Origin of the sequence: Arthrobacter alpinus, from assembly GCF_900105965.1 — a bacterium.
Classification (GTDB): domain Bacteria; phylum Actinomycetota; class Actinomycetes; order Actinomycetales; family Micrococcaceae; genus Specibacter; species Specibacter alpinus.
This window is the reverse complement of sequence record NZ_FNTV01000001.1, coordinates 239,674-252,922: the sequence shown is the minus strand read 5'-3', so window position 1 is coordinate 252,922 and position 13,249 is coordinate 239,674. Positions and strand designations below refer to the sequence as shown.

The 13,249-nt window shown below is 58.3% G+C and carries 12 protein-coding genes, 1 other RNA gene and 2 pseudogenes; 1 reads left to right on the top strand and 14 read right to left on the bottom strand.

Annotated elements, in window-relative coordinates; all coding sequences use genetic code 11:
* Positions 1-77: 77 nt before the first annotated feature.
* The 14 genes and pseudogenes from ssrA to BLV41_RS01060 all read right to left on the bottom strand — a co-directional run.
* Positions 78-443, bottom strand: a transfer-messenger RNA (tmRNA) gene (ssrA, locus tag BLV41_RS01125).
* 91 nt (positions 444-534) lie between these two features.
* The gene (locus BLV41_RS01120; RefSeq protein WP_074709784.1) at positions 535-1,806 is read right to left on the bottom strand and encodes a glycoside hydrolase family 3 N-terminal domain-containing protein; all 1,272 of its coding nucleotides are present in this window, start codon (positions 1,804-1,806) and stop codon (positions 535-537) included.
* A 69-nt stretch (positions 1,807-1,875) separates the two neighbouring features.
* Positions 1,876-2,355, bottom strand: coding sequence for an SsrA-binding protein SmpB (gene smpB, locus BLV41_RS01115; RefSeq protein WP_044575257.1), 480 nt, complete (start codon positions 2,353-2,355; stop codon positions 1,876-1,878).
* A gap of 117 nt (positions 2,356-2,472) precedes the next feature.
* A complete protein-coding gene (locus BLV41_RS01110) occupies positions 2,473-3,900 on the bottom strand; it encodes a peptidoglycan DD-metalloendopeptidase family protein (RefSeq protein WP_074709781.1) in 1,428 nt (475 codons plus the stop codon).
* Between the two features lie 158 nt (positions 3,901-4,058).
* Positions 4,059-4,973: a permease-like cell division protein FtsX gene (gene ftsX, locus BLV41_RS01105; protein WP_044575170.1), complete on the bottom strand. Its 915-nt coding sequence runs from the start codon at positions 4,971-4,973 to the stop codon at positions 4,059-4,061.
* Positions 4,974-5,194: 221 nt separating this feature from the next.
* Positions 5,195-5,890, bottom strand: a pseudogene (gene ftsE / locus BLV41_RS01100) (cell division ATP-binding protein FtsE); the annotation flags it as partial.
* A gap of 220 nt (positions 5,891-6,110) precedes the next feature.
* Positions 6,111-7,229, bottom strand: a complete 1,119-nt coding sequence (prfB, locus tag BLV41_RS01095; RefSeq protein WP_074709778.1) for a peptide chain release factor 2 — start codon at positions 7,227-7,229, stop codon at positions 6,111-6,113.
* Between the two features lie 56 nt (positions 7,230-7,285).
* Positions 7,286-7,693 carry a pilus assembly protein TadG-related protein gene (locus tag BLV41_RS01090; protein ID WP_074709776.1) on the bottom strand — a complete coding sequence of 136 codons (408 nt, stop codon included), beginning with the start codon at positions 7,691-7,693 and terminating at the stop codon, positions 7,286-7,288.
* Positions 7,694-7,773: 80 nt separating this feature from the next.
* Positions 7,774-8,250, bottom strand: coding sequence for a hypothetical protein (locus tag BLV41_RS01085; protein WP_074709773.1), 477 nt, complete (start codon positions 8,248-8,250; stop codon positions 7,774-7,776).
* Positions 8,231-8,578 carry a TadE family protein gene (locus BLV41_RS21535; RefSeq protein WP_139244172.1) on the bottom strand — a complete coding sequence of 116 codons (348 nt, stop codon included), beginning with the start codon at positions 8,576-8,578 and terminating at the stop codon, positions 8,231-8,233. The genes BLV41_RS01085 and BLV41_RS21535 overlap by 20 nt, the downstream gene beginning before the upstream one ends.
* 53 nt (positions 8,579-8,631) lie before the next feature.
* Positions 8,632-8,889: a hypothetical protein gene (locus BLV41_RS21530; RefSeq protein WP_244516679.1), complete on the bottom strand. Its 258-nt coding sequence runs from the start codon at positions 8,887-8,889 to the stop codon at positions 8,632-8,634.
* Between the two features lie 73 nt (positions 8,890-8,962).
* Complete coding sequence (locus BLV41_RS01070) at positions 8,963-9,901, bottom strand: type II secretion system F family protein (RefSeq protein ID WP_074709768.1); 939 nt, start codon at positions 9,899-9,901, stop codon at positions 8,963-8,965.
* Entirely contained in the window at positions 9,898-10,752 is an 855-nt protein-coding gene (locus BLV41_RS01065; RefSeq protein ID WP_074709765.1) for a type II secretion system F family protein, read from the bottom strand. Before BLV41_RS01065 ends, BLV41_RS01070 begins: the two co-directional genes overlap by 4 nt.
* Positions 10,752-11,579 (bottom strand): annotated as a pseudogene (locus BLV41_RS01060) (TadA family conjugal transfer-associated ATPase); the annotation flags it as partial. The gene BLV41_RS01065 and the pseudogene BLV41_RS01060, both read right to left, overlap by 1 nt.
* Positions 11,580-12,109: 530 nt before the next feature.
* Here BLV41_RS01060 and BLV41_RS01055 point away from each other — a divergent pair.
* Positions 12,110-13,234 carry a hypothetical protein gene (locus BLV41_RS01055; protein ID WP_139244171.1) on the top strand — a complete coding sequence of 375 codons (1,125 nt, stop codon included), beginning with the start codon at positions 12,110-12,112 and terminating at the stop codon, positions 13,232-13,234.
* The last annotated feature ends 15 nt before the right edge of the window (positions 13,235-13,249 follow it).

The following is a 13,249-nucleotide window of genomic DNA, read 5'->3' as shown; positions in this document are numbered from 1 at the left end:
TTCGAAGCACCCGTACCTTGGGCAAAGAAAAAGGACCTGTTCCCCGCCGCAATGGCCGGGAACAGGTCCCAATAGGGATGTGGAGATGGGGAGAATTGAACTCCCGTCCGATGTTGTGTTGTCAGGGCTTCTCCGGGTGCAGTTTGCAGCGGTTTTTCTCGGCCCCAGCTATCTCGCAAACAAGTAGCTGCCAGGCCCAGTTGTATAAGAGTCCCCTAAGCGCCTACAACAAGAACTTAGAGCAGTGGCCCTCTAAATGACGCCAGGATCCGGGACGAGAGCATTCCCGGGCTGACGGACTGTCTTACTGCTTAGGCAGCAAGAGCGAAGTCAGTGCGATTTGATTCAGCACTTATGTTTTACAGAGATCGTTTACGAGTTAACCCTGTATCCTCGACCCGCTTCACCTGTCTCGACTAACACCGTCGAAACCGATCATCCCCTATTGTTTTTTCAAACCCACATCCAATCGAAACCGTACGTGGTCTATCCATGCTAGCGCATCCGGCGCATGAAATATTCCACGGCGAGCGGCTAGTTGACCAGTCCTCGGTCCACTTTCATCTTCAGGACCACTAGTGCAGCGGCGTCAAGTGTGGCCGCAAATCCCGGATCGTTCTGCGCGGTTTTCAGCATCCCGGCATACATCTGGGGAAGCAACGCCTGATTGGTGCACAATGCCATCGTTCCGCCTGCTTTGAGGAAGAGCACTCCACGCTCCGATACCGGCACGGCGGCTACCTGAACAGCGTCGCAGATATCGTCACTGACAATAATGCCCTTGAACTCAAGGTCGCCTCGCACCATGTCGTGAACAATTATTGGGGAGAAGGGCGCCAACTTCTTGGGGTCGATCTGGGGGTACGACGCGTTCGAGATCATCAGCCACGGGGCTCCGGCCTTCACGGCATCACGGAACGGCCCAACATAAGCGTCGTTTCGAACCGTGACCGCGTCCACCACGCTGGCCTCGACGTCTGTATTTTGAGTGACCCGCCCCAACCCGGGAAAGTGCTTGATCGTTGGGTCAATGCCGCCTGCCTGCATTCCCTTGGCAAAAGCGATTCCGTGGCTTGAAACCTCCGCCGGCGTGTAACCATATTCCCTGCCAAAGGCGCCAATCGGAGCGTTCTGCGGCGCAAAGCCAGCCCCGGGGACCGTATCCATGACAGGCGCCAGGTTGACGTTGACGCCTACTGCGGAGAGTTGTTTGCCCCATTCGGTGGCTTGGGACTGCAAAGCTGCGGCACTGAGTTGGCCCTGTTCAATGGCTTGTGGCATGTCATCAAAGCCGGGGCCCTGCATGATCTGAACCAGCCCGCCCTCCTGGTCCGTCGCCACAAAAGGCAGAATGCCGGCGGTCCTGGATCCTGAAATGTGGCTTGTCAGAGCGGAAACTTGGCCGGCGATAGCGCTCTGGCCCGCGGTGCTGCGACCCTTGACAAACACATTGCCGACAATCAAGGTGTCCAGCGCATACAAGGAATTGGCGTCGGCTCCTGTCACGGGCGAGGAAACCATGAGAACCTGGCCAACCTTTTGCTCCAACGAAAGCTCGGCCAGCTTCGCCTCTGCCACGCCCTTGGTGCTGGTGGCGGACGGCGCAGGAGCGGACGACGCCGGAGCCGGGCTTGCGCTCGAAGGCGGTAGCGCCGTGGTGCTCTGCCCTGGAGATGGTGCCGAGGAAGGCCCCACGGTAGCCATGGGTGCAGAAGCACGGCCGGTAAGGAACAAGGCAACCATGGCCGCCACGAGGGCAAGGGCAGCAACAACGGCGCCAACCATCCACCAGCGCTTACCGTTCATCGGAACCACTTCCTACCTCTCCTCATGCGCCCACAACAACAGGCTCACGTTGCACCGCGGGAGGAGTCCTTATTCTCCGCCGCCGCGATTCTTGGCCCGCATGTCACGCAGGGCTTCACGGTTGTCCTGTTTTTCACGCAGTGACTGGCGCTTGTCGTAATCCTTCTTACCGCGGGCAATGGCGATTTCGACCTTGGCGCGGCTGTCCTTGAAATACAGCTGCAGGGGCACAATCGTGAAGCCGGACTCGCGAGTCTTGCGATCGATCTTCTCGAGCTCCTCGCGGTGCAGCAAAAGCTTACGACGGCGTCTTGCCGTGTGATTCGTCCAGCTGCCGTTCAAATACTCGGGGATATAAACCGATTCCAACCACAGCTCATCGTTGTAGAAGGTGGCAAAGCCGTCGACGAGGGATGCCCTGCCCTCACGGAGGGACTTCACCTCGGTACCCATCAAAACCAACCCGGCCTCGAAAGTATCCATGATGTGATAATCATGCCGGGCCTTGCGATTGGTGGCCACTACCTTCAGGCCACTTTCCTTGGGCACAGCTGGCTCCCTCATGTTTGAAATGGCCGCAGCACCGTTGACGGCCGCGGTTGTAAAAATAACTACGGGCTTGCACCGCGGATAATCCACGGTGCAAGCCCCAAGTTTAGCAATTGATTAGAGCAGCAACATCGGGTCAACGGGCGTTCCATTGAGCCATGTCTCAAAGTGAGCGTGGCAGCCGGTCGAGTTGCCGGTGTTGCCCGAGTAGGCAACCAACTGGCCGCGTTTGACGCTCTGGCCTTCACGGACCAAAACAGATGAGTTGTGATAGAAAACGGTCATTAGCGCATTTCCCTGGACAACGCCATGACTAATCCACAACACATTGCCGCCACCCCACACAACGGTGGTTTGACCGGCCAACCGGACTGTGCCGTCGGCCGGTGCATAGACTGGCGTGCCACAGGCCGCCCCGAAGTCGATGCCGGTGTGGTCATAGTAGCCGGTGCCATTGAAATCGGCCGTGCCCGGGGGAACCGGGCGGTTCCGCACGAATGGAGAAGTGATGGGAACGTTTGCCGCGAAGGGATGCTGAAGACCAAAAGCCGAGACGTCACCAACAGCCGGCGGCACGTACGGCGGTGGGACGTATCCGCCGCCGCCCCCACCGTTGTTATTGGCAGCGGCTTGTTCGCGGGCAATACGTTCGGCCTCAGCTTTGGCCGCGGCCTCCGCAGCTTCTCTTTCCTTGCGCTGAATTTCTGCAATCTGGGCGCTCACTGATGCCTGCTGCACCTGAACCTGCTTCAACTGCGCCTGAATACGCGGCTTCTCCGCCTCAAGTTTGGCGTTCAATGCTGCGGAGTCGCTAATGAGCTTATCGACGGTGGCTTTCTTTGAGGCAGCCTCATCGCGAGCCACCTGCTCAGCGACCAACGCGGCGTCGGCCTGCTGCTTTAGGTCCTTGATTTCCGCTTCAACGGCAACCAAACGAGCCTGTGCGTTTTGATTCGTGGCTTTTTGAGCCGTCAGTGCCTCAAGTGCAGCGGTTTGGCTGCGCAGTGCCTGTTCGGCAAGATCAATCGAGTTCGCAAGATCGCTCGTGGAGCCAGCACCCAGAATCAGGGTGAGGTTTACGGGCAGGCCACCGGCTTTGTACGACTGTGCAGCGATCTGCCCAATCATGGCCTTGGTCGCCGTTGCCTTTTCGGCATCCGCGGCGATCTGTGCCGTGATCTTGTCCTTGCTTTGCTGAGCCAAGTCAATCCGGGCAGCAAGCGAGGTGACCACTCCGGTTGCCGCGCTGACGCGATTCTGCGCATCGCTCAGGGCTGCTTGTGCACCCGGCAGCTGCCCCTGGTACGTGACCAGGTCAGCGGCTGACTTGGCAATGCCGGAGTCGACGAATTCAAGTGACGTCTGAACATCCTGGGCTTGCTGCGCCAGCGCGGCAGCCTTGTCATTGAGGTCGTCAGCCTGAGCCGGAGGTACCAGTCCGAGCAATCCGAGAGCCACGAGCACCGTTACGGCAGCCGTCAACCGGCGGGCAACGGGTCGCCGAGCCTTTGTCAACGATCGCTGAAAGGCCACGGTGCTGGGCATGCTGCGCCCAAGTGGGGGAGAATTCACAACTCTAATTCCCCCGCTTGATTTCGAATTCATGCCTAATAGCTCCTTGAAAATTGCCGCCAAAATACACGCACATTAGCTTGGTGGCAGTGGTTACTTGAGACCTTCACGCAATAGCGTCAACCTTAACCTTACACTTTAAGGTTTTTCCGCAAGGATACGGCTGATGATACTCCTGCCAGAACCACTCCGAGGAGTATCAACACAGGGTAAATCTTGAACGCGTCTGTCGTGGAGATAAATGGTGTCCCCGAGTTGGCCTCGGCCAGGTACCCACCCATGAAGAATTGCACAATGGACCACACCGCGCCCGAGGCCAGCAGGGCGCCGATAGTTGCCGCAATGACACCCTCGAGCACAAAGGGCAGCTGGATCACCGTCCGAGACGCACCCACCAGGCGCATGATCTCAATCTCCCGGGTGCGTGATTGTGCCGAAAGTCTGATGGTGGTGGCAATCAGCAGGGCAGCACAGACTGTCATCAACCCGGCCACGGCAATCGCGACGTAGGTGGCGATGTTCATCCATGAGAACAATTTCTCAAGCACCTTGCGTTGATCGACCACCGAGTCAACACCCGGCGTGGCAGAGAACGTCTCGTTGATGATCTGGTATTTTTCCGGATCGGTCAGCTTAATGCGGAACGACGACGGCAGATTGGCTGCCTCCACGGAATCGACCATGGGCGAGTTTGCGAACTGCTCCTGGAAGTGGCCCAGGGCCTCTTCCTGGCTCTCAAAGGACCAGGTCTCGATGTAGGGCTTGACGGCTGCAGATTCCAGCATGCCCTCGATGTCCTTCTTTTGATCCTCGGTGACAGGGCCGGAGATGCAGTTGGTGTTGGCTGGCACATCGTTGCACAGGTAAATGGTGACCTGAACTTTGTCGTACCAAAAACCCTTCAGCTGGCCGATCTGCATTTGCAACAGCCCAGCCGTGCCAACGAAGGTCAGCGACACAAAGGTCACCAGGATCACCGAAATGACCATTGTCAGGTTGCGGCGAAGGCCGCTGCCCAACTCGCTCATAATGAAAGCAAGTCTCACTTTTGGTCCTCATTCATGTTCTTCAAGCCGTCAATCTTCTGAGCTGGCGCCGCATCATCGGCCGGCAGCTGCCCACGCCTGCGTTCAAGCCGTGGGGGCATGGACTCCTCTTCAGCGGCGTCGCTTGCCTGGGTGGCACTGACGATGCGCTGACGGCGGGTCTGGGGCTCGGCGTCGTTCTTCTCGGAAGGCTCGACGGCGGCCGCCTCGCCTGCCGCCGGAATGATCGGCATCATCGAGGTGTATTGAGCCTTGACCTCATCGCGGACCACCTTGCCGTGGCGGAGCTCAATGACGCGCTTGCGCATGGAGTTGACGATGTCGTCGTCGTGCGTGGCCATGACAACGGTGGTGCCGTTTTGGTTGATCTTGTCCAAGATCTCCATGATGCCGGCACTGGTGGTGGGATCCAGGTTGCCTGTGGGCTCATCGGCCAGCAGGATGCCGGGCTGGTTCACAATGGCGCGGGCAATTGCCACACGCTGTTGCTCACCGCCGGAAAGTTCGGTGGGCTTGCGGTGGCCCTTGTCCTCAAGGCCAACGAGTTCAAGTACGCGGGGAACCTCGGCGCGAATAGCTGCACGGGATTTCCCCAATACCTGCATGGCGTAGGCGACGTTTGCGAAGACCGTCTTGGTTTGGATGAGCCGGAAGTCCTGGAAGACCACCCCAATGCCGCGGCGGAACTTGGGCACGCGCCAGCTGGGCACGTTGGCCACATTCTGCCCCGCAACGTAGACCTGCCCGTGCGGGGTCTTGTACTCACGCAACACAAGTCGCAGCAAGGTGGACTTACCGGACCCCGAAGAGCCCACCAGGAACACGAACTCGCCGCGCTGCACATCCAAGGAAACATTGTCCAGCGCAGGCTTGGATTTGCGATCGTAAGCAATGCTCACATTTTCAAAACGAATCATGACTTTTTCATTGCCCGGCCAGCGAAGAGTGCTGGCATGCTGGCGGCCGGGCAGAGGCTCGGGGGAAGAAACCGCCAGCATATTGACTATAGGCGTCGAGTCGGGCGATTGCCGATTCCCGGGCGGTGTGTCGATACTGGATGATTACTGTGAATCCGCACAATGGCCGGGGCCGCCGTCTCTATCCCTGAGTGGGAAGGGCGTCGGGTCCGGAGTGCGGCTATGCCTTCTCGGCGTTCCTGTTGTCTGCACGCCACCGAATTCCGGCGTCGATGAAGTCATCGATCTCACCATCAAGCACGGCGCCCGCGTTGCCTACTTCATGCTCCGTGCGCAGGTCCTTGACCATTTGATACGGGTTCAGGACGTACGACCGCATTTGATCTCCCCACGAAGCCTTGACGTCTCCGGCCATGGCCTTCTTTTGGGCGTCCTCCTCGGCCTTCTTCAGCAGCAAGAGGCGCGATTGCAGCACACGCATGGCGGCGGCGCGGTTTTGGATCTGCGATTTTTCATTCTGCATGGACACCACGGTGCCTGTTGGAAGGTGGGTTAGACGCACTGCCGAGTCCGTGGTGTTCACCGATTGGCCACCGGGGCCCGAAGACCTGAACACGTCCACGCGGATCTCGTTGTCGGGGATCTCAATGCTGTCAGTTGATTCAATCAGTGGAATGACTTCAACGGCGGCGAAGGAAGTTTGGCGACGTCCCTGATTGTCGAAGGGGCTGATGCGAACCAGACGGTGCGTGCCTGCCTCAACGCTGAGCGTGCCAAATGCATAGGGTGCTTTGACTTCGAAGGTTGCGGACTTCAAGCCGGCTTCTTCAGCGTACGAAGTATCCAACACGGCGGTCGGGTAGCCGTGGCGTTCGGCCCAGCGGAGGTACATACGCAGCAGCATCTGCGCGAAGTCCGCGGCATCCACGCCACCGGCTCCTGAACGAATGGTGATGACGGCTTCACGTTCGTCGTATTCGCCCGCCAGCAGAGTGACGATTTCCAGATCCTGCAAAGACTTCTGCAGTGCAGTGAGTTCTTTGGCAGCTTCGGCGAGGGATTCGGAGTCGCCCTCTTCCTGAGCCATTTCCACCAGCACCTCGAGGTCGTCGATCCGAGCCTCGAGCTTGCGCAGCTTTTCCAGCTTTGACTGGGCGTGGCTGAGCTTTGACGTTACCTTCTGGGCGGCAGCCGGGTCATCCCAAAGATTCGGCGAGCCGGCCTGGTCTGACAAATCTTCGATGTTTTCGATGAGTTTCTCCACCTCGGAGACTTGCTCGATCGAGGTGTAGGTTGCGCGTAGGGCCCGGATTTCTGCGGGAAAGTCTGTCTCTGCCATGATATTCAAGCCTACGGCATGCACGGCCGTCGTGGCGTCGCTGCTGGGTTATGCCGTCATAGGAGCAGGTTCGCCCGGGCTGTGCTGCTGACACCGATGTTGATGCCTGCGGGAACGAGGAAGTTGATAAACAGCGGATGAACGACGGCGGATAGACTCACCTGCGCCGTATGTCCATCGCTGGCGCCAGTTCCCGAATCAATGACGATGCCGCTCAATCCTGTAGGAGTTTCCGTGCCGTTCAGATAGGTCTGCGTTGCCGCGAGCACTCCTTGGCTGGTCAGCAGGGTACCCGGGTCGGTGCTGGTGCTGCCACCACTGAGTTCGAAGGTATCAGCGGCTGCGAGCGCGGCGCCGTCGGCCATGGACAGTAGTTTTTTGTGGCCCAGGTAAGTGCTGCCGGCGGCGGCAACCACTGTGATGATGAGAAGGACAATGAGTACGTAGCCGATCAACAGCACCATGACGTGCCCCTGTTCGCCAGGGTTCCGGCTCCCCTGGGGAACTCTTTTCGGCGCAGTGGGGAATGACATCCTGCGGCGGGTCACTTGAATCGTCCTACTTTTTGTGTGGAGGTTGAATCCACCGTGGCCGCGGTGGCGTTGACGCCGGGCACTGCACCAACTACTGGTAGTTCGACCCGCAATGTCACTGAAGCGCGGACTGTGCTGCCGGCCGTGAAGCATCCGCCGTCGCAGCTAATGGTCAATTGTGCATTCTCTGGGTCAAACCCCATGTCCTCCATAGCCATGTGGACGGCTTCTTCGGCAGCTTGTTGGGCCAGGCCAAGGTCGCTGTGCAGCACGAATACCTTGGCCGCTTGATCCGAGGCTCCCACAACCGCATATGCGCCGCCCTGCATCTGGCCTACGGTCAGGATGAGGTAGACGACGGGCACCATGAGCAGGACGGCCAGGAAGATGAATTCAACAATTGCGCTACCTTCCTGCGCTTCCAGGCCAGGGCTCTCACCACGTGGCCCGTAGGCAGTTTGGGACGGCTCAGTTGGTAATAACTGCATGCCCGGTCATTTCAAGGGTGTGTGGCGGTCCAAATAGGCCAAGTAGTGGAATGGGAGCCGTGATGGAAACGCTTAGTACGTTCAATCCGTCGCGAGTCTCCACGTTGACTGAAATCTCTTCGACGTAGTCCTGTCCCAACGCCGCGCCGACCAGCATCGCTGCCCGTTCTCTGGCGTCGTCCGCGCTCCGGTCCCCCAGAGCCCCGTATCTGGCTGCCGATGATGCGGCGTCCGCCACGGTGTTGCGCACGTGCAGGGCCAGGGTCAGTTGAATCAGGGCCACGAAGATGAGCGTGACGAGTGCACCCACCAAGACGAAGTCCACCACCGCTGCCCCGTCCTCACCTTGGCGCAAAGGCCGGGAGGCGCGTGATGCATTATTTAGGGTTGAACCTGCTCCATGGCCTGATTGAACAGTCTCTCCAGAGCGGGACCGGCGATGGCGAGCAAGCCGGCCACCAGGACGGCGCTCATGAGTGTGATGAGAACCCAGCCAGGAACGTCCCCTCGAGAGTTCTCCGTTGCAGGAAACAGTGCCGGAAATCGTGTGGCCAAGCCCTTTCTTATGCGGGCCAGCCGTTGCCGTGAGGTGATGAGTAGGGCAATTGCAAGTCCAACCATTTTGTCCATGATCTGCATGAGACACTTCCTTCGTGTGGTGCTGCATGAATTTGTCTGACGACTTACGATTCAAGCCCGAGGCAGTAGCCATCTAGAAGCCCATCTGCAGCATGGCCAAGCCGGGAAAGACTGCGAAGACAACTGTGAGTGGAAGAACTCCGAAGATCAAGGGAATCATCATGGTGATTTCCTTGCGACCTGCCGCCTCCATGAGTTCGCGTTTGGCAACATCGCGGACGTCCTGGGCTTGTGCCCTGAGCACCTCGGCAAGCGGAGTCCCGCGATTCACGGCCACACTGATGCCGTCCACAAAGCGGGACAGCGCAGCAACATTGACTCGCGCGGAGAACTGGTTCAATGCTTCGATCAGGGGCGTGCCGGCTCTGGTCTGCGCCAGAACCTTCCCGAACTCGGCAGAGAGCACACCATTGGATGACCGCGCCACACGGTCTAGAGCGCTTGCAGCACTTTCACCGGCTCCGACGGCCAAAGCCATGAGTTCGGCAAGCGCTGGAAACTCGGCAATCATACGAGACTGGCGCTTCTTGATGCGGGCGCCGAGAGCATAATCGTAAAAGAGGTAGCCGAACACCATGGGGCCAAGGGTTAGAGCCACCCCACCCATGATGTTGATGTTGCCCCGCCACAGCAGGAGGAGCGAAATCAAGGCACCCACCGCGAGGCCTGCTCCTGCCCACAGCAACTGAATTGCACGGAACTCCAGGGCCGTCTCGGTTCTGCCTGCCTGCTCGAGCCGGGCATTGAGTCCGTGGACGCTGATGTTGAACCGGCCCAGTTTATGGACGGCGTCCGAGACGAAAAGCCGGAAGATCTTCTCCAACGGGCCAAAGAGCGTGCTCGAATCATCGGCGTCTAATAGTTTGGACCTGCTGCCGACAGATCGCAGTTGAGGTTCTACCCGCTGAACAAAGCTGGTCTTGCGCATTGCCGGAAGCCTGACAAACGTCAGCCACAAGCCCGAACCCAGCAGGATTCCAAGCCCCATGACCACGGCGGCATGAGTATTCATTGCAGCACCCGCTGTTCCTCGGGAAGTGCCCCGATGCGTAGCATCAACCGATAGCACACCAGGGAAATCACCAGTCCCCCGCCAAGAACGGCCCAACCCGCCGGCGAGTTGTAGGCACCGATGGCTTCGGGGCGCGTGGCCATAAGCATGAGCACTATCCACGGCGCGGCCACTGCCAGCCTGGCGGCGCTGACCGTCCATGATTGTCGTGCCTCCAATTCGCTTCGAGTGCGGGCATGGTCACGTAGGAATTCCGAAAGCGTGCCAAGGAGCCTGCCCAAATCAGTTCCGCCAACATCGCGGGTGAGGCGCAGGGCCTCGATGATCCGATCAGCTACAGGGTCGGAAAGGGCTCCCTTGAGCTTTTGCAAGGCTCCCTCAAAGTGGCCCGTTGCCCTGTAATCAGCTCCGAATGCCTCAAACTCCTCCCGAAGTTGCACAGGTCCCTTAGTGCCCAGTTGGGCCAAGGCTTCCGGGAGGGATAAACCGGCTCGAATTGCTGAGCGCAAGTGGTCCACAACATCAGGCCAGATCTCACGCATAGCTGCGGAGCGGCGCCGTGCTCTCATGTTGAGCAGCGCGATGGGCAGGTAGCCGCTGAACATGCCAAAACAGACTGCAATGGCCGGTGCTGCCGTGACGACTAAAACCAACAAGGCCATGAGCAACGCCAACCCTGCAGAGCTGAGCATCAATGACGTGGGCGAGATTTGAGGTACTCCAGCCCTCTGCAGCAGCCGCTCGAGGGCGCTGCGCCGACCCGTACGCGTCTGACGCCCCGGTTCACTCCAGCAGGCATTCCAGACAAGGAACAAGCCCATCCCGGCAAGGAGCCCCACGACGGCCGACATCAGCGTTCACCCATGAGCGTCGCAACGTTGTAGCCTGCCGCCGCGAACTTGTCAGGAGTTGGCATGGCTGTTTCTGAGGCGGTGAGCCTTCCGTTGACTGTACTGAATATGAGCCCGGATTCAATGATGCCGTTTTCAACACGGCGCCCCAATGCGAGGATTTCGCCCACGCTGCGACGACCATTCGGCGCCCTGACACAATGGACCACGAGGTCGATGCACGCGGCGACAGTGGGTACTACGAAAGCCGCGGTGATGTTCTCCCCGGCGAGCAATGGCAGCGTGCAAATCTTGACGACGGCGTCGTGGGCCGAGTTGGCGTGGACGCTTGCCATGCCTGGTAAGCCACTATTTAAGGCAATCAGCATATCCAGGCTCTCAGCCTCACGGACCTCCCCCACAATCAGCCTGTCGGGACGCATGCGGAGTGCTTCCTTGACGAGGCGTCTTAGCGGAATTTCGCCCATACCCTCGAGATTTGGTTGGCGGCACTGCAGACCAACCACGTCACGCAAGGGAAGTTTGAGTTCAAATATTTCTTCTACTGTCACTACCCGCTCACGAGAGCCAATGCCAGCAGCCAGGCAGTTGAGCATGGTGGTCTTACCGGCCTGCGTGGCCCCTGAAACCAGAATGTTCAGCCCGCTGCTCACGGCCGCTCCCAGGAAGCGGGCAGCCTGCGGAGTCAGTGAGCCCAACTCCACTAGGTGGTCAAGGCGGCTCGCACGGGCAGTAAATTTGCGAATATTGACGGCCCAGTGCGTTTTTGTGATGTCCGGTATGACCACGTGGAGGCGGCTCCCGTCAGGAAGTGCCGCATCCGCAAAGGAGACTTTATAGATGGGTAGCGATTTTGTAACCCAGACCCAGAAGCGTGAGTCACTCGACCTATTGTGTGGTCGTGGAACGATCAGAAAATCAGGCGATTGATCGGCATGAGGGAACCTAAGTGGCGATCGGCCATCGCTGGGCTCCCAAGTGATTACGGATTCGCCACTTCAACGAAGCCGTTGGATCGTGAATTTATGACGAATAGTTCAATGAACCGAGTTACGGAGATTGTCTGTTGAGGTCAACCACAGTTCGCTTGCCGCGAAAGACCAAAAAACTGAACCCCAGCATCTGGGCAATTCGGCTATTTTTACAAGACCTGCAATGTGGAACGCTACCTCCAGCAGGGGTGATGGCCCAACAGACAGGGAAAACCAAGAGTGCCGGATTACTTCCCGGAGTGACCGTAAGGTGAATCAGTGCGAACTCATACAATTTCAAGGCGCTAACCGGCGAACCGCTACCCATGACATGGATAGTCGTACCCTGTAGCGTCCGGGCGCTGCTTCGAAGGAAGCGGAGTCCCATGGACCTTCAAAATGCAGAATCACGGCAAACCGAGATGCCGAGTCATCTCAGCAGTACCAGCGATCGCGATCATATTGTATTGAGTTGGAACGAGTTCGGTGACCACAGAAAACTGAGCTCTCTGCCGGACAGGGAAAGTTCCAGCCTCGAATTTGAGCCCCAACCTCGTACCCGCACTACCAAACAAACCATTTCCAGTCTTGCTATTACAGATCCGAATGAGATCGTTGGAAGAATACTGGGGAACCGTCGCAGGCTTAGGACCGTGTACCGACGATTGAACCCTGTGGAGTACCCCAAAGTTCGCATGGCAGCCAAGGGTCCGCTTCGTCTATCTAGGGAGTCGCGACTGAGAAAGTGGCATGCATTTGAGAATTCAAATATCGACGACTATGTGACTTCTGCAGCTCTGATGGGATATGAGTCTTGTCTGGTGACGTTGAAACTTCCTTCGGTCAACTGGCTCAATTTCGCACCGACGCCAGCTTCATTTCATGCCCAACACAAGGCCTTGCTCAGGCAATTGGGCTCGCGCAGGCGTTACGCTGTCCCGAACTTCAACAAAGAGGCATATACCCTATCCGCTCTCGAGTTCAAGGTGACGGGGCACAACGCACCTCACTTCCACGATGTGATGATGCTTCCTACCGGTGCCGACGACACCGTGCGACGCCTATGGCGGGAACGTCTAGGCCTTCCGAACTGGCTTCCGGACGACGAGGTTGTTCACGTCTCGCGAAAATACAGCGATCCCGAAAACCCCGTCGAGAGTTTCCGCCGCGCATCACGATATCTTTGCGGCGACAAGGGCAGGCAGGAAATTGTCGCCCCGTTATGGGCTGATCAATCACTCAACGTCGGGAGCATGTGGAGCGTCCGTGGTTTCACTCCATATCCCGACGCCGAGTACGAGATCCGCGCACAGGATTCAGACCGGACTAAAGCTCTTTTAGAGTCTTTTTCGTCGCGGCCACTCTTTGCGGTGGACCAAGTGACGGGAGAAAGGATGCGGAACTCGATGCCTCGCCATCAGCAAGAATCGCCCAACGGAAACACCGAAGTTCTGGGAACTTCGACCGCTGAGGTCATGGACCGCATCATCAAACTGAATGGCTGGATGTGAATCCGTGCGCAGGGA

Coding starts and splice junctions, on each gene's coding strand:
- BLV41_RS01070 (WP_074709768.1), bottom strand. CDS start 9,901: ATGAATACTCATGCCGCCGTGGTCATGGGGCTTGGAATCCTGCTGGGT.
- BLV41_RS01090 (WP_074709776.1), bottom strand. CDS start 7,693: ATGGTGCTGTTGATCGGCTACGTACTCATTGTCCTTCTCATCATCACA.
- BLV41_RS01110 (WP_074709781.1), bottom strand. CDS start 3,900: ATGCCCAGCACCGTGGCCTTTCAGCGATCGTTGACAAAGGCTCGGCGA.
- prfB (WP_074709778.1), bottom strand. CDS start 7,229: ATGGCAGAGACAGACTTTCCCGCAGAAATCCGGGCCCTACGCGCAACC.
- BLV41_RS01120 (WP_074709784.1), bottom strand. CDS start 1,806: ATGAACGGTAAGCGCTGGTGGATGGTTGGCGCCGTTGTTGCTGCCCTT.
- BLV41_RS01055 (WP_139244171.1), top strand. CDS start 12,110: ATGGACCTTCAAAATGCAGAATCACGGCAAACCGAGATGCCGAGTCAT.
- BLV41_RS01065 (WP_074709765.1), bottom strand. CDS start 10,752: ATGTCGGCCGTCGTGGGGCTCCTTGCCGGGATGGGCTTGTTCCTTGTC.
- BLV41_RS01085 (WP_074709773.1), bottom strand. CDS start 8,250: ATGCAGTTATTACCAACTGAGCCGTCCCAAACTGCCTACGGGCCACGT.
- BLV41_RS21530 (WP_244516679.1), bottom strand. CDS start 8,889: ATGCAGATCATGGACAAAATGGTTGGACTTGCAATTGCCCTACTCATC.